13 protein-coding genes are annotated in these 18735 nt (G+C 52.0%); 9 read left to right on the top strand and 4 right to left on the bottom strand.

The annotated features are described in order from the left end of the window. The first annotated feature begins 44 nt into the window (after positions 1-44). From tamA to OGX98_RS22050, 3 genes are read left to right on the top strand one after another with little or no spacing between them, the layout of a single operon-like run. On the top strand, positions 45-1778 hold the full coding sequence (gene tamA, locus OGX98_RS22040) for an autotransporter assembly complex protein TamA (RefSeq protein ID WP_045439081.1): 1734 nt from the start codon (positions 45-47) through the stop codon (positions 1776-1778). Beyond that, positions 1775-5551 (top strand): autotransporter assembly complex protein TamB, encoded by a 3777-nt coding sequence (gene tamB / locus OGX98_RS22045; protein WP_284096885.1) that lies wholly within the window; start codon positions 1775-1777, stop codon positions 5549-5551. The genes tamA and tamB overlap by 4 nt, the downstream gene beginning before the upstream one ends. A 2-nt stretch (positions 5552-5553) precedes the next feature. Further along, complete coding sequence (locus tag OGX98_RS22050) at positions 5554-5898, top strand: gamma-glutamylcyclotransferase family protein (protein WP_045439093.1); 345 nt, start codon at positions 5554-5556, stop codon at positions 5896-5898. Between the two features lie 43 nt (positions 5899-5941). Here the strand turns inward: OGX98_RS22050 and OGX98_RS22055 are convergent, their stop codons facing one another. From OGX98_RS22055 to ppa, 3 genes are all read right to left on the bottom strand, one after another. After that, positions 5942-7951 (bottom strand): TonB-dependent receptor domain-containing protein, encoded by a 2010-nt coding sequence (locus OGX98_RS22055; RefSeq protein WP_286595920.1) that lies wholly within the window; start codon positions 7949-7951, stop codon positions 5942-5944. Between the two features lie 83 nt (positions 7952-8034). Next, complete coding sequence (yncE, locus tag OGX98_RS22060) at positions 8035-9105, bottom strand: 7-bladed beta-propeller protein YncE (protein ID WP_353622284.1); 1071 nt, start codon at positions 9103-9105, stop codon at positions 8035-8037. A 209-nt stretch (positions 9106-9314) separates the two neighbouring features. After that, entirely contained in the window at positions 9315-9845 is a 531-nt protein-coding gene (gene ppa / locus OGX98_RS22065; protein ID WP_045439097.1) for an inorganic diphosphatase, read from the bottom strand. Between the two features lie 310 nt (positions 9846-10155). On the opposite strand from ppa, the gene ytfQ reads away from it, so the two are divergent. From ytfQ to OGX98_RS22090, 5 genes are all read left to right on the top strand, one after another. Beyond that, positions 10156-11112, top strand: a complete 957-nt coding sequence (ytfQ, locus tag OGX98_RS22070; RefSeq protein ID WP_048222286.1) for a galactofuranose ABC transporter substrate-binding protein YtfQ — start codon at positions 10156-10158, stop codon at positions 11110-11112. 106 nt (positions 11113-11218) lie between these two features. After that, a complete protein-coding gene (gene ytfR, locus OGX98_RS22075; protein WP_286595922.1) occupies positions 11219-12721 on the top strand; it encodes a galactofuranose ABC transporter, ATP-binding protein YtfR in 1503 nt (500 codons plus the stop codon). 13 nt (positions 12722-12734) lie between these two features. Further along, positions 12735-13757 (top strand): galactofuranose ABC transporter, ATP-binding protein YtfT, encoded by a 1023-nt coding sequence (ytfT, locus tag OGX98_RS22080; RefSeq protein ID WP_286596010.1) that lies wholly within the window; start codon positions 12735-12737, stop codon positions 13755-13757. After that, positions 13744-14745: a galactofuranose ABC transporter, permease protein YjfF gene (gene yjfF, locus OGX98_RS22085; RefSeq protein WP_200012458.1), complete on the top strand. Its 1002-nt coding sequence runs from the start codon at positions 13744-13746 to the stop codon at positions 14743-14745. The genes ytfT and yjfF overlap by 14 nt, the downstream gene beginning before the upstream one ends. A gap of 103 nt (positions 14746-14848) precedes the next feature. Continuing rightward, positions 14849-15961, top strand: coding sequence for a methyl-accepting chemotaxis protein (locus OGX98_RS22090; RefSeq protein WP_286595923.1), 1113 nt, complete (start codon positions 14849-14851; stop codon positions 15959-15961). Between the two features lie 126 nt (positions 15962-16087). Here the strand turns inward: OGX98_RS22090 and fbp are convergent, their stop codons facing one another. Beyond that, positions 16088-17086, bottom strand: a complete 999-nt coding sequence (fbp, locus tag OGX98_RS22095; protein ID WP_045439113.1) for a class 1 fructose-bisphosphatase — start codon at positions 17084-17086, stop codon at positions 16088-16090. Between the two features lie 175 nt (positions 17087-17261). Between fbp and mpl the strand changes: the two genes are divergently transcribed. Continuing rightward, positions 17262-18641 (top strand): UDP-N-acetylmuramate:L-alanyl-gamma-D-glutamyl-meso-diaminopimelate ligase, encoded by a 1380-nt coding sequence (gene mpl / locus OGX98_RS22100; protein WP_284096880.1) that lies wholly within the window; start codon positions 17262-17264, stop codon positions 18639-18641. The last annotated feature ends 94 nt before the right edge of the window (positions 18642-18735 follow it).

An 18735-nucleotide genomic window follows, 5' to 3' on the forward strand; every position in this document is an offset into this window, starting at 1 on the left:
TATTTTTTTCCAGGGGTGGGAAAAAAGGATATTCAGGAGAAAATGTGCCACATATCCGTCAGTTATGTTGGGTGGGGTTACTGTGCTTAAGTGGCTCAGCCGCCGCTGCGAATGTTCGCTTACAGGTCGAGGGATTATCGGGACCGCTGGAAAAAAACGTCCGTGCGCAGTTATCCACGATTCAGAGTGATGAAGTCACGCCTGACCGCCGTTTTCGTGCGCGCGTCGATGATGCTATTCGCGAAGGGCTAAAAGCGCTGGGCTATTTTGAGCCGACCATTGATTTTGAATTGCGTCCACCACCGGCGAAGGGACGTCAGGTGTTGATTGCCAAAGTGACACCCGGTGAACCGGTACTGATTGGCGGAACCGACGTCATTTTACGCGGTGGGGCGCGCACTGACAGAGATTATCTGGACCTGCTAAAAACGCGTCCAGCCATCGGCACTGTGCTGAATCAAGGCGACTATGACAGCTTCAAAAAGTCGCTAACCAGCGTGGCGCTGCGTAAGGGCTATTTCGACAGTGAATTTAATAAAAGCCAACTCGGGATCGCGCTCGATCGTCGCCAGGCATTCTGGGATATCGATTACAACAGCGGAGAGCGTTATCGTTTTGGACATGTCACCTTTGAAGGATCGCAGATTCGCGATGAGTATCTGCAAAATCTGGTGCCGTTCAAAGAAGGCAAAGAGTACGAATCGAAAGATCTGGCGGAGCTGAACCGTCGTCTCTCGGCAACCGGTTGGTTTAATTCTGTAGTGGTCGCGCCGGAATTCGACAAAGCCCGCAAAACCAAAGTGTTGCCGCTGAAAGGCGTGGTCTCGCCACGCACGGAAAACACCATTGAAACCGGGGTCGGCTATTCCACCGACGTCGGGCCACGGTTAAAAACCACGTGGAAAAAACCGTGGATGAACTCGTACGGTCACAGTCTGGCGACCAGCGTCAGCGTTTCTGCGCCTGAACAGGTTCTTGATTTCAGTTATAAAATGCCGCTGTTAAAGAACCCACTGGAGCAGTACTACCTGGTTCAGGGGGGATTTAAACGTACCGATTTGAACGATACCGAGCAGGACTCCACCACGCTTGCCGTCTCTCGCTACTGGGATCTCTCCAGCGGCTGGCAGCGCGCAATTAACCTGCGCTGGAGCCTCGACCACTTTACCCAGGGTAATGTCACCAATACCACCATGCTGCTCTATCCTGGTGTGATGATTAGCCGGACGCGCTCGCGCGGCGGTCTGATGCCCGTCTGGGGGGATTCTCAGCGCTATTCCATCGATTACTCGAATACCGCCTGGGGTTCAGATGTCGATTTCTCCGTCTTCCAGGCACAGAACGTCTGGATCCGCACGTTGTACGACCGTCATCGCTTTGTGATGCGCGGTAACCTCGGCTGGATTGAAACCGGAGACTTCGACAAAGTACCACCGGATCTGCGTTTCTTCGCCGGGGGCGACCGCAGTATTCGCGGTTACAAATACAAATCTATTGCGCCTGAAGGCAGCGACGGCAAACTGAAAGGGGCCTCGAAGCTGGCGACAGGATCGCTGGAATACCAGTACAACGTGACCGGAAAATGGTGGGGTGCGATGTTTGTTGATAGCGGTGAAGCGGTCAGCGATATCCGCAGAAGTGATTTTAAAACCGGTGCCGGGGTTGGTGTGCGCTGGCAGTCACCGGTAGGACCTATCAAGCTCGATTTTGCTGTACCTGTCGGCGACAAAGATGAGCATGGTTTACAGTTTTACATCGGTCTGGGGCCTGAATTATGAGTTTATGGAAGAAGATAAGCCTCGGCGTTCTGATTTTTATCCTGCTGTTGTTAGGCACTGTAGCGTTTCTCGTGGGTACAACCTCGGGTCTGCATCTGCTCTTTAAGGCGGCTAATCGCTGGGTTCCGGGGCTGGAGATAGGCCAGGTCACTGGCGGCTGGCGGGATTTATCGCTGAAAAATATCCGCTACGATCAGCCTGGCGTGGCGGTGAATGCGGGTGAAGTGCATCTGGCCATCGGCCTCAACTGTCTGTGGAACAGCAGTCTGTGCGTCAATGATCTGTCGCTAAAAGATATTAACGTGGCTATCGACAGTAAAAAAATGCCGCCTTCTGCTCCGGTGGAGGAAGAGGATAGCGGCCCGCTTAATCTGTCAACGCCTTATCCCATCACGCTTTCACGCGTGGCGCTTAACAACATCAATATCAAAATTGATGACACCACCGTTTCCGTGCTGGATTTTACTTCCGGCCTGAACTGGCAGGAAAAAACGCTGACCCTGAAGCCAACGTCATTACAGGGCCTGTTGATTGCACTGCCTAAAGTGGCGGAAGTCGCCCAGGAAGAGGTTGTTGAGCCGAAGATCCAGAATCCGCAGCCGGATGAGAAACCGTTGGGTGAAACGCTCAAAGATCTGTTCTCAAAACCGGTCCTACCGGAAATGACCGATGTTCACCTGCCGCTGAATCTCAATATTGAAGAATTCCGCGGCGAGCAACTGCGCGTGACCGGGGATACCGATCTGACAGTACACAACATGTTGCTGAAAGTGAGCAGCATTGACGGCAATATGAAGCTCGATGCGCTGGATATCGACTCCAGCCAGGGGACGGTGAACGCCAGTGGGACGGCGCAACTGACCGATGCGTGGCCAGTCGATATTACGCTGAACAGCACGCTGAACATTGACCCGTTAAAAGGCGAAAAGGTGAAGCTGAAGGTTGGTGGCGCGCTGCGCGAACAACTGGAAGTGGGTGTTAATCTATCCGGCCCGGTGGATATGGATCTGCGCGCACAGACGCGCCTGGCGGAAGCAGGATTACCGCTCAATCTGGACGTCGTCAGCAAACAGGTTTACTGGCCGTTTACTGGCGATAAGCAATTCCAGGCCGATGATATCAAGCTCAAACTGACCGGCAAAATGACGGACTATACGCTGTCGATGCGCACAGCAGTGAAGGGACAGGACATTCCTCCGGCAACCATTACGCTGGATGCTAAAGGCAACGAACAGCAGATTAATCTCGACAAACTTACCGTGGCGGCGCTGGAGGGGAAAACCGAACTCAAAGCGTTGCTTGACTGGCAGCAGGCTATAAGCTGGCGTGGAGAACTGACGCTGGATGGTATTAACACTGCGAAAGAGCTTCCGGACTGGCCGTCAAAACTGAATGGTTTGGTGAAAACCCGAGGTAGCCTGTATGGCGGAACCTGGCAGATGGAGGTTCCGGAGCTGAAGCTGACCGGTAACGTTAAACAGAACAAGGTTAATGTGAATGGCTCACTGAAAGGGAACAGTTACCTGCAGTGGACAATTCCAGGCCTGCACCTGGAACTGGGGCGTAACAGCGCCGAGGTGAAAGGTGAACTGGGGGTAAAAGATCTCAATCTCGACGCGATGATTGATGCTCCGGGCCTGGATAACGCGCTACCGGGGTTAGGCGGTACGGCGAAAGGTCTGGTCAAAATTCGCGGTACGGTGGAAGCGCCGCAACTGTTGGCGGATATCACTGCCCGTGGCCTGCGCTGGCAGGAACTCTCCGTTGCCCAGGTGCGCGTTGAAGGCGATGTGAAATCGGCTGAACAAATCGCCGGTAGCCTCAACGTGCGCGTAGAGCGGATTGTGCAACCTGATGTGAATATCAATCTCGTTACCCTGAATGCCAAAGGCAGCGAAAAGCAACATGAGCTGCAGCTGCGTATTCAGGGGGAGCCGGTCTCCGGGCAGCTTGACCTGGCAGGGAGTTTTGATCGCAAAGAACAGCGCTGGAAAGGAGCCTTGAGCAATACCCGCTTCCAGACGCCGGTTGGTCCGTGGTCGCTGAACCGCGCGATAGCGCTGGATTACCGTAATCAGGAACAGAAAATCAGCATCGGACCGCACTGCTGGAACAATCCAAACGCTGAACTGTGCGTGCCGCAGACGATTGATGCCGGTGCTGAAGGACGTGCAGTGGTTAATCTGAACCGCTTCGATCTGGCGATGCTGAAACCGTTTATGCCAGATACCACGCAGGCGAGCGGCGTGTTCAGCGGTAAAGCCGATGTAAGCTGGGACACGACTAAAGAAGGGTTGCCACAGGGAAAGGTAACGCTAAGCGGGCGTAACGTGAAGGTCACACAAAGCGTCAATGATGCACCGTTGCCGGTGGCATTTGAAACGCTGAATATGACCGCTGACTTGCATAATAACCGTGCCGAACTGGGATGGCTGATTCGCCTGACCAATAACGGACAGTTTGACGGGCAGGTGCAGGTTACCGATCCGCAAGGGCGACGCAACCTTGGCGGTAACGTTAATATCCGTAACTTTAATCTGGCGATGGTCAATCCCATCTTCTCGCGTGGTGAAAAAGCTGCGGGGATGCTAAACGCTAACCTGCGCCTCGGCGGCGATGTACAAAGCCCGCAGTTGCTCGGACAGCTACAGCTTAGTGGTCTGGACATTGACGGCAACTTTATGCCATTTGACATGCAGCCAAGCCAGTTGGCGATTAATTTCACGGGGTCACGTTCGACGATTGCGGGCGTGGTGCGCACGCAGCAGGGACAGATTAACCTGAGTGGTGACGCCGACTGGACTCAGATAGACAACTGGCGGGCGCGTATCGCGGCTAAAGGCAGCCGCGTTCGTATCACCGTGCCGCCAATGGTTCGTCTGGATGTATCTCCGGATGTGGTCTTCGAAGCCACGCCAAGTTTATTCACGTTGGATGGTAGCGTTGATGTACCGTGGGCGCGTATTGTGGTGCATGACCTGCCGGAAAGCGCGGTGGGTGTCTCCAGCGATATGGTAATGCTCAATAACGATCTTCAGCCTGAGAAGCCACAGAGTGCGGGTATTCCGATCAACAGCAATCTGATCGTGCATGTAGGCAACAACGTGCGCATCGATGCGTTTGGTCTGAAAGCAAGACTGACAGGCGATCTGAAAGTGGCGCAGGACAAGCAGGGGCTGGGGCTTAACGGGCAGATTAACATCCCGAGTGGTCGCTTCCATGCTTATGGTCAGGATCTTATTGTGCGCAAAGGCGAGCTGTTGTTCTCCGGCCCGCCGGACCAGCCGTTGCTCAACATCGAGGCGATTCGTAACCCGGATGCCACTGAAGACGACGTCATTGCCGGTGTTCGCGTTACAGGTACTGCTGATGAACCAAAAGCGGAGATCTTCTCTGACCCGGCGATGTCACAGCAAATGGCGCTTTCCTACCTGCTTCGTGGGCAAGGACTGGACAGCGAACAGAGCGACAGTGCGGCAATGACATCAATGCTTATTGGTCTGGGGGTTGCACAAAGTGGTCAGGTTGTGGGTAAAATCGGGGAGACATTTGGCGTAAGCAATCTGGCACTGGACACACAAGGGGTGGGCGACTCATCTCAGGTGGTTGTCAGCGGATACGTACTGCCAGGTCTGCAGGTGAAATATGGTGTGGGTATATTTGACTCCTTAGCGACACTCACGCTACGTTATCGTCTGATGCCTAAGCTATATCTGGAAGCCGTGTCTGGCGTAGATCAGGCACTTGATTTGCTCTATCAGTTTGAGTTTTAGCAATGCGAATATTTGTCTACGGTAGTTTACGACGCAAACAGGGCAACAGCCACTGGATGACCAACGCCCAGTTGCTGGGTGATTTCAATATCGAGAACTACCAGTTGTATAGTCTGGGCCACTATCCAGGCGCAGTTCCGGGAAACGGATCGGTACACGGGGAAGTTTATCGTATTGACAACGCTACGCTGGCAGAGCTTGACGCTCTGCGTACGCGAGGCGGCGAGTATGCACGCCAGTTAATTCAGACGCCGTACGGAAGTGCATGGATGTACGTGTACCAACGTCCGGTCGAGGGGTTAACGCTGATTGAAAGCGGTAACTGGTTAGACAGAGACCAGTACTAATATGAACACGCCACCCTCGGGTGGCGTTGTTTTATTACAGGGCTTAAAACTCCACTCGCGCGCCGAGGTTATAGCGACGTCCTTCCACCTGAGCGGACTCATTCCACGCGGTAGTCAGCTTCGGATCCTCATCCAGCAGGTTGTAGATACCCGCCATCAGCTGTGTATTTTTATTGAGTTTATAGCGTACGCCTACGTCTACCATCGTGTAGTCATCGTACTTATAGTTGTTGCCACTGTTGCGGTTACTGCTGCGATAATTCACCGTACTCCATACGTCCAGACTTTGTGTTGCCGTCCAGTTCAGCGACAGATTTGCCATATGGCGTGGGTAATCGTTCAGCGCGTAGCCTTTATTTACCCCACTTTTCTGCTCGCTGTGGTTCCAGGTGTAGTTGGCGTTAGCTTTAATATCCGCGCTGATTTGCCAGTCGGCGTTAAACTCCACACCGTATACATCCGCCTCGCTAACGTTGAAGTACTTACTGACGGAATCTGCCTTGTAACCATTTACGGAGCACTGATTTGTCGCCGTGGTTTCGCAAATGGTTTGCTCGGCAATTTTATCTTTGAACTGGGTATAGAAGACGGTGCTATCCAGCGACAATGTATTGCCTGTCCAGTAGAGACCCAGCTCAGAGTTAACGCTTTTCTCCGGTTTCAGGTCGTCATTACCCACCGTCAGGAACGGATAAGGCACAGTTGAGCCGTAAGGCGTGACGAAGTCGCTGGAGGTCGCGCGCAGCTCTGGTTTTTTATACCCTGCGGAAACGCCGCCTTTCAGCGCCCAGGCATCGCTGAATGCCCAGTTGCCGTACATTTTTGGCGTAATATGTGTCCCAAAATTATCATCCTGATCCATACGCGCTGACGTAGTCAGGATAAAATCATCAATACTCCAACCGTCCTCAGCAAACAGCGCCCAACCGTTGCGGCTGACTTTGGTCACGGGTTCTGAACCCGGCAGCGTTTTGTTTGCCACATCAAAGCGGTCGTTTAACTCTTCACGGGTAAAATTCGCCCCGACGGTCAGCTTGTGGTTGTCGAGAGTGATGGTGGTTTGCGAGTTGGCGACGTAGTTTTCCATCTGCACATACTGCGGTGATTGCCCGTCGTAAACGTATTTTGACCGGCCTTTTTCGTAGTTAATGTAATTGGTTGTCGCGACGGTATCTTCTGCGTACCAGCCGGTATGAGTGAGGGTGACGGCGTTACGATCGAACAGCCATGACCACGGCGCGCCACGTTTCTGGGTGCGGTTTTTCTCTTGTTCACCGGTGACGACGTTGAGGTCGAACAGGTTATTTTCGCTGGCGGCCAGACCCAGCGTCATATCCACGGATTTACGGTTATGCTTGCCAAAGTAATTGTTGCGATCGTCATCGCGTCGGTCGAGCCAGTCTGCCGCCACGCTTAATCCCAGAACATCAGGGATAATGGGACCCATAGTGAACAGATTCATCTGGCTGGTATTGCCCAGATACTGGTGTTCCTGAAGCCAGGTATTGGCGGCAATTGCCGTCGTCCAGTCCTTTGTACCGTAAGGCTTTTTAGTGATAACGTTCACCACGCCGCCGATGGCATCTGATCCGTACAGCGATGACATCGGCCCGCGAATAACCTCGATACGCTCAATGGCCTCCATCGGCGGTAAGAAGTTGGCTTCGGTACCAATATCGTGTCCGTACGGGCGTGACTCTCCGGTGTTTTGTTTGACGCTGTTGACCATGAATGCAGTATAGGACGGGTCCATCCCGCGGATCATAATGCTGCCAGCATTCATACCGCTGCTGTTGGTAACTGAAACGCCGGGAATATTTTTTATTGCTTCACCGATGTTACGGTCGGGTTGAATATCCAGTGTTTTACGATCGATAACGGAAATGGTCGCCGGGGCTTCACGTTTTTGTTGTGAGAAACCTGATGCGGTGATTACCATTTCATCTTCGCTATTGCGAGAAATTTCACTTAATTCCTCGGCCTGTGAGGGGAATATAACACCGCCAGAGAGTGCAACGATCCCTGTCAGCGTAATAAGTTGACGCGTTTTCATAATATAAGACACCTGAAAAGTAAAAATAACAACGTCACCTTGTCGTCGTTTTGGCGACAAGGTGAAAGAATGATTTTTGATTATTAATATTTAGAGAGATCGATTTTCAGCACATAGTCGGGCTTCACGCCAATCATTTTTTCTGGCTGTTTTACGCTGACATACAAGGAGTTAGCATCTGTCGATAGCGCAAGACTATTTGGTAATGCATTGGTTTCAATGCTTTGTTTCACCTGATAGGTCTTGCTGTCCACAATGCTGACTCGTTTTGCATTGCGGTGGGTGATGTAAACTTCCTGACGTTTTTCGTTATATAACACGGCAAGAGAATTAATTACCTTAATTGGCGAAATGACTTTTCCGTTATTAATATCGACAACCAGTACGTCCGCGAGATCAGGATCGGTGAGGAATGCACGATTATTTTTCGCATCAAGAGCGATATTCAGGAAGAAATGTTTTTTGGCAGGTTCAATGGTAAAGCGGTTAATAATTTTATGGCTGGTGGTATCCAGAGTAATCAACTCGTTTCTGCCATTAACGACATACAGGCGATCTTTATCGGCATCAACAGCCATGCCGGTCGGGTATTCACCCATATTTTCAATAGTGGCAATTTTTTCACGCTTTTGCGTATCTACTACCCAGACAATTCCTTTTTCTGCGACGCCGGAAATGTACAGACGGTGATGCTGCTTATCGAGCACCATTTCACGGGTATGGACAATGTCTTTCGGGTTTTTGGTCTCGCTCAGTTGTAGTATCGCCAGCTCTTTACCGCTGCGGGTATCGATTAGCGTTACTGAACCTTCCAGCGTATTTCCAACATACAGAACATGATTTTCTGCATCCAGCGCGGTAGCAAAAGCGCGACGGCTGGTAGTAATAACTTCCGTGGTGGTGAGTTTCTCCAGATCGAGTTTATAGATCAGCCCACTGGTTTTATCCTTATCAAACGACGGCGACGAGGCAGCAAAAAGTGCATTCTGTTGGCCATCAACCGCCAGTTCATACACGCCGTTACCGACATCGCGGGTCAGAAAATCTTTCTCAGGCAGCGTACCTGCGTAACCGGACAGAGTGGTAAATAGCAGCGCTGTGGCGAAGGCCACACCGGAATAGCATTTCAGGGACTTCACATTGTGGAGGTTCATTGACGTTTATTCACATTTATTTACGTGTTGCGAATGATAATGAGATCGAATCTTATTCGCAAATAAGATAAATGAAATGTGACTACCCGATTTGGTAGGTCAAAAAGGAACCAGCAGGTTGCGTGAGGAAACGGAAGGGGGAAAGCACAGACATAAAAAAACCCTTACTAACCAGAGTCTGGTGTTCAGGGCTACCAGCACAAGCGAACTTATTTCTTCGCGGCGCGCTCGAAGGATGCAACGATTTCAGCTTTTGCAGCTTCTGCGTTGTCCCAACCGTCAACTTTCACCCATTTGCCCGCTTCGAGGTCTTTATAGTGCTCGAAGAAGTGAGTGATCTGCGCTTTCAGCAGGTCCGGCAGGTCGTTCACATCTTTGATGTGATCGTATTCTTTGCTCAGTTTGGTGTGCGGTACTGCAACCAGTTTCGCATCTTCACCGGATTCGTCGGTCATTTTCAGTACGCCAACCGGACGGCAGCGGATGACTGAACCTGGCTCCAGCGGGTACGGAGTCGGGACCAGAACGTCTACCGGATCACCATCCAGAGACAGGGTGTGGTTGATGTAACCGTAGTTGCATGGGTAGAACATCGCAGTGGACATGAAGCGGTCAACGAACAGGGCGCCGCTCTCTTTGTCAACTTCGTATTTGATCGGATCTGCGTTCGCAGGGATCTCGATAACAACGTAGATATCTTCCGGCAGATCTTTACCGGCAGGGACGTTGAGTAAGCTCATGTCTGTTTCCTTTAAATATGCTATGGCAAACAAGTGGCGGGTATTATAGCCAACTCGCGCTGAATGTCTCCGCTTGTTTTTCGATTTAGTTCCTCTGAATTTCTCTTTTTCACACTGTTTGCATGACAGAAAAATCCATAAGTTCAGTCGCATTTTTCATAGGGTAATGAAAGCGATTACAAACTTGTGATTAACGTTTTATTTACTTTTTTGAAGTGTGATGTAACTCAATTCGTTACATGCTCGATTGTCTATAGTTTTTTCGCGACTGTTTATTAATCAACAATAATCACCCTACGAGGACGCACTTATGTGGAAGCGCTTACTTTTAGTCACAGCAGTTTCAGCAGCCATGTCGTCTATGGCAATGGCAGCCCCTTTAACCGTAGGATTTTCGCAGGTCGGGTCTGAGTCCGGCTGGCGCGCCGCAGAAACCAACGTGGCGAAAAGCGAGGCCGAGAAGCGCGGTATTACGCTGAAAATCGCCGACGGTCAGCAAAAGCAGGAAAACCAGATTAAAGCAGTACGTTCATTCGTTGCCCAGGGCGTGGATGCTATCTTCATTGCACCGGTCGTGGCAACGGGTTGGGAGCCAGTATTAAAAGAAGCTAAAGATGCCGAAATTCCGGTCTTTTTGCTCGATCGTTCCATCGATGTAAAAGACAAATCTCTCTATATGACCACTGTCACCGCCGATAACGTGCTGGAAGGTAAATTAATCGGCGACTGGCTGATTAAAGAAGTGAACGGCAAGCCATGTAACGTCGTTGAGCTGCAAGGGACCGTCGGTGCCAGCGTGGCAATCGACCGTAAAAAAGGCTTTGCTGAAGCCATTGCCAACGCGCCAAATATCAAAATTATTCGCTCCCAGTCCGGAGACTTTACCCGCAGTAAAGGTAAAGAAGTTATGGAAAGTTTTATCAAAGCGGAAAACAACGGCAAGAACATCTGCATGGTTTACGCCCATAACGATGACATGGTGATTGGGGCTATTCAGGCGATTAAAGAAGCAGGCCTGAAGCCGGGCAAAGATATTCTCACCGGTTCAATTGACGGCGTACCGGATATCTATAAAGCGATGATTGACGGCGAAGCCAACGCCAGCGTCGAGCTGACGCCAAATATGGCTGGTCCGGCATTCGACGCGCTGGAGAAATTCAAAAAAGACGGCACGATGCCCGAGAAGCTGACCATTACCAAATCAATCCTCTATCTGCCTGATACCGCCAAAGAAGAGTTAGAGAAGAAGAAAAACATGGGCTACTAAGTCGTTAGCGTGACGAACAATGCTGGATGGCCGGCCTACAGGCGAGTGTATTGTAGGCCGGATAAGATGCGAGCGTCGCCATCCGGCAGTTGATAGAGGGGGAACCATGACCACCGAACAGCACCAGGAAATCCTCCGAACCGAAGGATTAAGTAAATTCTTTCCCGGCGTCAAAGCGCTGGATAACGTGGATTTCAGCTTGCGTCGTGGCGAGATTATGGCGCTGTTGGGAGAAAACGGAGCCGGAAAATCGACGCTGATCAAAACGCTGACCGGCGTTTACCATGCCGATCGTGGCACTATCTGGCTCGAAGGCCAGACGATTTCACCCAAAAATACCGCCCACGCCCAGCAACTGGGGATTGGCACCGTTTATCAGGAAGTGAACCTGCTGCCCAATATGTCGGTAGCGGATAATCTGTTTATTGGCCGTGAGCCGCGGCGCTTTGGCCTGTTGCAACGTAAACAGATGGAAAAGCGTGCGACAGAGCTGATGGCCTCTTACGGTTTTTCTCTCGACGTTCGCGAACCGCTTAACCGCTTTTCCGTGGCGATGCAGCAGATAGTCGCCATCTGCCGGGCGATCGATCTCTCCGCAAAAGTGTTGATCCTCGATGAGCCCACCGCCAGCCTGGATACCCAGGAAGTTGAAATGCTGTTTGGACTAATGCGTCATCTGCGCGATCGCGGCGTCAGCCTGATTTTCGTCACCCATTTTCTCGATCAGGTTTATCAGGTCAGCGATCGGATCACCGTTCTGCGTAACGGCGGCTTCGTTGGGTGCCGTGAAACACGAGAACTACCACAGATCGAACTGGTGAAAATGATGCTGGGTCGTGAGCTGGATACCCATGCGTTACAGCGCGCAGGTCGCACGCTGTTGAGTGATAAGCCGGTGGCGGCATTCAGTAATTTTGGCAAGAAAGGCACGATCGCACCTTTTGATTTGCAGGTTCGGCCCGGCGAGATCGTTGGCCTGGCGGGGTTGCTGGGTTCGGGGCGGACAGAAACGGCGGAAGTGATCTTCGGTATTAAACCTGCCGACAGTGGCAGTGCGCTGATCAAAGGTAAACCGCAGACCCTGCGATCGCCGCATCAGGCCTCGTGCCTGGGGATCGGCTTTTGCCCGGAAGACAGGAAAACGGATGGCATTATTGCCGCTGCTTCGGTGCGGGAAAATATCATTCTGGCCCTGCAGGCGCAGCGAGGCTGGCTGCGGCCCATTCCCCGTAAAGAACAAAACGAGATCGCCGAGCGCTTTATCCGCCAGCTCGGCATTCGTACGCCGAACGCCGAACAGCCGATCGAATTTCTCTCCGGCGGTAATCAGCAAAAAGTACTGTTGTCACGCTGGCTACTGACTAAACCACAGTTCTTGATCCTTGATGAACCGACGCGTGGGATCGACGTCGGTGCGCATGCGGAGATCATTCGCTTGATCGAAACGCTGTGCGCTGATGGCCTCGCTCTGCTGGTTATTTCGTCCGAACTGGAAGAGCTGGTGGGTTATGCCGATCGGGTCATTATTATGCGCGATCGCAAACAGGTGGCAGAGATCCCACTGGCTGAACTGTCCGTACCGGCAATTATGAACGCCATTGCGGCCTAAGGAGATTATTGTGATGCCTCAATCTCTCCCCCAATCTACTCCGCCTAAACGACGGTTTCGCTGGCCAAAAGGAATGCCACAGCTGGTAGCGCTGCTGTTGGTGTTGCTGGTGGATAGCCTGGTAGCACCGCACTTCTATCAGGTGATTTTGCAGGACGGCCGCCTGTTCGGTAGCCCTATTGATATTCTCAACCGCGCTGCGCCCGTAGCGCTGCTGGCGATTGGCATGACGCTGGTGATTGCCACCGGCGGTATCGATCTTTCTGTTGGTGCGGTGATGGCCATTGCAGGCGCCACCACCGCTGCGATGACAGTCGCAGGACACAGTTTACCTATTGTCCTGCTCGCTGCGTTAGGCTCCGGTATTCTGGCAGGATTGTGGAACGGTATTCTGGTGGCGATCCTCAAGATCCAACCGTTTGTCGCGACGCTTATCCTGATGGTGGCCGGGCGTGGAGTTGCGCAATTGATCACCTCAGGGCAGATCGTCACCTTCAATTCCCCCGATCTGTCGTGGTTCGGCAGCGGCTCGTTGTTACTGTTCCCTACGCCGGTGATCATCGCGCTGCTGACGTTGGTTGCATTCTGGCTGTTGACCCGCAAAACGGCGCTGGGCATGTTTATTGAAGCGGTAGGTATCAATATTCGCGCGGCGAAAAACGCCGGGGTGAACACCCGCATCATTGTAATGCTCACCTATATACTGAGCGGCCTGTGCGCAGCGATTGCCGGAATTATCGTCACTGCGGATATTCGTGGGGCAGATGCTAATAATGCCGGATTATGGCTGGAGTTAGATGCCATTCTGGCGGTGGTCATTGGCGGCGGCTCGTTGATGGGAGGGCGTTTCAACCTGCTGTTGTCGGTAGTCGGAGCCCTCATTATTCAGGGGATGAACACCGGGATTTTACTCTCGGGCTTCCAGCCGGAGCTGAACCAGGTGGTCAAAGCCATTGTCGTGTTGTGTGTGCTGGTCGTGCAGTCACAACGCTTTATCAGCCTGATAAAAGGAGTGCGCGGTCATGATAAAACGTAATTTACCGTTGATGATCACCCTCGGTGTTTTTGTGCTGGGCTATCTCTACTGTCTGACGCAATTCCCGGCTTTTGCCTCTACCCGAGTGATATGCAATATCCTGACTGATAACGCTTTTTTAGGGATCATTGCTGTTGGTATGACCTTCGTCATTCTCTCTGGCGGGATCGATCTTTCCGTCGGCTCAGTGATTGCTTTTACTGGCGTATTTCTGGCAAAGGCCATTGGCTACTGGGGAATTTCTCCTCTGCTGGCGTTCCCCCTGATTCTGTTGATGGGCTGCGCATTCGGTGCGTTTATGGGGTTGTTAATTGATGCGCTGAAGATCCCGGCATTCATCATTACTCTGGCGGGGATGTTCTTCCTTCGCGGCGTCAGCTATCTGGTCTCCGAAGAATCAATCCCGATTAACCATCCTGTTTATGACACGCTCTCCAGCCTGGCATGGAAGATCCCCGGCGGCGGTCGCCTAAGCGCGATGGGATTGCTGATGCTGGCTGTGGTGGTGATCGGCATATTCCTTGCGCACCGTACGCGGTTTGGCAATCAGGTTTACGCTATCGGCGGTAATGCCACCTCTGCCAACCTGATGGGGATCTCAACCCGCAGTACGACAATCCGCATCTATATGTTGTCTACCGGGTTGGCGACGCTGGCCGGAATTGTTTTTTCAATTTATACCCAGGCAGGTTATGCACTGGCAGGTGTCGGCGTAGAACTGGATGCTATTGCCTCGGTGGTGATTGGCGGTACGCTGCTGAGCGGCGGAGTGGGAACGGTTTTAGGAACCCTGTTTGGCGTAGCCATTCAGGGGCTGATTCAGACCTACATTAATTTTGATGGAACATTAAGTTCATGGTGGACAAAAATCGCCATTGGCATTTTATTGTTTATTTTTATTGCCTTGCAACGGGGTCTTACCGTGTTGTGGGAGAACCGTCAGAGTTCACCGGTAACCAGAGTTACCACGTCTGCGGCACCAAAGTAACATCATGATTTTATAGAAAACATTTAAATACCTAAACTTTTTCCGGTTGTAGTCGATAGGTTCTGTACAGGTCTGTTTTATCCCTACAACCGGAAATTTAACGATGCCAAAATCCCTTTCAATTCGATCAAGTTTGTTGGTGTTATTGTCTCTGCTGACTTTTCTTCTGTTGCTGACTGGAGGGATGGGGCTTTATGCCGCAACCCGTGTAATTACTTCATTGATTTATCACGGTATTATGGGAATATCCATGTTGGCTGCCATTGCTTTGTTGGCGGTTATTTGGTTTATGCTGCGAAATAAGTTTCTGCAGCCTCTGGATAACATTGTGGAACAGCTCGAGCGTCTGGCGACGGGCGATTTGTCACCCGTTACTGCCTTGTCAGCCAGTGCCGAATTCAACCGCCTTAATACTGCAATGGATGAAATGCGTCATGCATTGGGTGATTCTGTGCAACGCGTACGTGATGCCAGCTCGCTAATTGATCTCGGCAGTCGCGAACTGACCGCAGGTAACCAACACCTGGCACAACGTACAGAATCCACCGCAACCTCGCTGGAACAGACCGCCGCCAGTATGGAAGAGCTAACGGCGACCGTGAAACAGAATGCGGAAAACGCGGAACAGGCGCATCAGATGGCAAAATCGGTATCGGATACCGCCGATCGGGGCAGTGAAATGGTGTGCTACGTTATTGAAAAAATGCGTGATATTTCCGGGAGTTCCAGTCGTATCGCCGACATCCTCAGCGTAATCGATGGCATTGCTTTTCAGACCAATATCCTGGCGCTGAATGCTTCTGTTGAAGCGGCGCGTGCTGGCGAGCAAGGGCGTGGTTTCGCGGTGGTAGCAGGAGAAGTGCGCAATCTTGCCAGCCGCAGTGCCGAAGCGGCAAAAGAGATCCGTACCTTAATCAGCGACTCGCACACGCATGTGGGAGAAGGAAGTGAGCTGGCGCAGCAAGCGGGCGAAACCATGGATGAGATTGCGACTGAAGTTATGCGTATGACTAAACTAATGCGTGAAATTGCCAGCGCTTCCCAGGAACAGAGCCGCGGGATTGAACAGGTGAACATTGCCGTGAGCCAGATGGATGAAACGGCGCAGCAGAATGCGGCGTTGGTACAGCAATCTTCGGCGGCTACTCGCTCACTGGAAGAGCAGTCACATGCACTGTTGGAGGCGATGGCGGCGTTCCGGTTGCAGGTGTCGTAATCGGGCTATGGATTTTGTAGGCCGGATAAAGGCGTTTACGCCGCCATCCGGCAATATTACCGTATCGTGCGCGGATGGCGCTTCGCTTATCCGGCCTACAACGTGGTGTAGACCGGGATGTTGCGTTTACGCGTCCGGGAACTCACGGATAAAGCGTTCTACATCTTCAACCATATGGTCGTTACCTACGAAGAACGAGCGACGCTGGTGCAGGCTTTCTGGGGTGATATCCAGAATACGATCTTTGCCATCGCTCGCCTTGCCGCCCGCTTGCTCGGCCAGGAAGGCCATTGGGTTGCATTCGTACAGCAGACGCAGTTTCCCTTGCGGGTGGCTGGCGGTGCTTGGATACAGGTAGATCCCGCCTTTCAGCAGGTTGCGGTGGAAATCTGCGACCAGAGATCCAATATAGCGCGAGGTGTACGGGCGCTGAGTGGCCTTATCTTCTTCCTGGCAGAATTTAATATACTTCTTCACGCCATTCGGGAATTTGATGTAGTTGCCTTCGTTAATGGAGTAGGTGCTTCCTTTTGCCGGGAAGCGCATACGTTCCTGGCTGAGGCAAAATACGCCCAGAGAAGGATCGTAGGTGAAGGCGTGTACGCCACAACCGGTGGTGTACACCAGCATGGTGGATGAACCATAAACAACATAGCCCGCAGCAACTTGCTTGTTACCCGGCTGCAGGAAATCCTCTTCCGTGACCGGTGTGCCGACAGGAGTTACGCGGCGGTAAATAGAGAAAATCGTACCGACGGAGACGTTAACATCGATGTTGGATGAGCCATCCAGCGGATCCATTAGCACGACATATTTTGCGTGTTCACAACCTTCAAAGACGACGATTTCATCTTCTTCTTCGGAGGCGATGCCTGCGACAATATCACGAGCCTTCAGTGCTGCTTTCAGTTTTTCGTTCGCAAACAGATCGAGTTTTTGCTGTACCTCTCCCTGCACGTTTTCTGCACCGCTGGCACCCAGGATATCGACCAGACCGGCCTTATTGATATCGCGGTGGATGATCTTGGCGCCCAGCTTTATTGCCGACAACAAAGCAGTGAGTTCACCGGTAGCATGAGAAAACTCGTGCTGCTTTTCGACAATAAATTCACCTAACGTTTTCATAACACTTTCCCTGCAATTTATGTGGAGTAAAGCGACCGCAACAATATTAACAAATATTTCAGCTATCGCGCTCAGGTGAATCGCGCCAGCAAACTACGGAATATCCTGAAATGCGTTTCTCACTTGCCAGACATGTGCGTAAAATGGCCCCCAGATTAAAAAAGGATAGTGACGTATGCGCATTCATATTTTGGGAATTTGTGGCACCTTCATGGGCGGTCTGGCGATGCTGGCGCGTTCGCTCGGCCATGAAGTAACGGGTTCGGACGCCAATGTGTATCCGCCGATGAGTACTTTACTTGAGAAGCAGGGCATTGACCTGATTCAGGGTTACGATGCCAGCCAGCTCGACCCACAGCCGGATTTGGTGATCATCGGTAACGCCATGACTCGTGGCAATCCGTGCGTGGAAGCGGTGCTTGAGAAGAATATTCCGTACATGTCCGGTCCGCAGTGGCTGCATGACTTTGTTCTGCGCGATCGCTGGGTACTGGCGGTGGCGGGGACACACGGTAAAACCACCACGGCAGGGATGGCGACCTGGATTCTGGAAGCCTGCGGTTATAAGCCGGGGTTTGTCATTGGTGGCGTACCCGGTAATTTTGAGGTTTCTGCTCGTCTGGGCGAAAGCGACTTTTTTGTCATTGAAGCGGATGAGTACGACTGCGCGTTCTTTGATAAGCGTTCCAAGTTTGTGCATTACTGCCCGCGAACGCTGATCCTCAACAACCTTGAGTTTGATCACGCAGACATCTTTGACGATCTGAAAGCGATTCAGAAACAGTTCCACCATCTGGTGCGTATTGTGCCGGGTCAGGGTCGCATCATCTTCCCGGAAAACGACATCAATCTGAAACAGACGATGGCGATGGGATGCTGGAGTGAACAGGAACTGGTCGGCGAGCAGGGACACTGGCAGGCGAAAAAACTGACTACTGATGCTTCCGAGTGGGAAGTGTGGCTGGACGGTGAAAAAGCCGGTGTTGTGAAATGGGGCCTGGTGGGTGAGCACAACATGCACAACGGCCTGATGGCGATTGCGGCGGCCCGTCACGTTGGTGTGACGCCAGCGGATGCGGCCAACGCACTGGGATCGTTCATCAATGCCCGCCGTCGTCTTGAGCTACGCGGTGAAGCTAATGGCGTGACGGTGTATGACGATTTCGCCCATCACCCAACGGCGATTCTGGCTACCCTCGCGGCACTGCGCGGTAAAGTCGGCGGTACGGCGCGTATCATTGCTGTGCTGGAACCTCGGTCTAACACCATGAAAATGGGGTTGTGCAAAGACGATCTGGCACCTTCGTTAGGACGTGCGGACGAAGTATTCCTGCTGCAACCACCACATATTCCGTGGTTGGTCTCTGAAGTAGCTGAAGCCTGTGTCCAGCCTGCTCACTGGAGCGGAGATGTTGATACGCTGGCTGATATGGTGGTGAAAACCGCGCAGCCTGGCGATCACATTCTGGTGATGAGCAACGGCGGGTTTGGCGGCATCCATCAAAAACTGTTGGATGGTCTGGCGAAGAAAGCGCAAGCAGAAGCGGAAGAGTAAGAGAATGCCCGGTAGCGTGGCCGCTTACCGGGTATGTAATTGACTGTAGGCCAGATAAGGCATTGACGCAGTTATCTGGCACTTTCAACGCATG

It is taken from the genome of Citrobacter sp. Cm046, assembly GCF_030333065.1.
Classification (GTDB): domain Bacteria; phylum Pseudomonadota; class Gammaproteobacteria; order Enterobacterales; family Enterobacteriaceae; genus Citrobacter; species Citrobacter murliniae.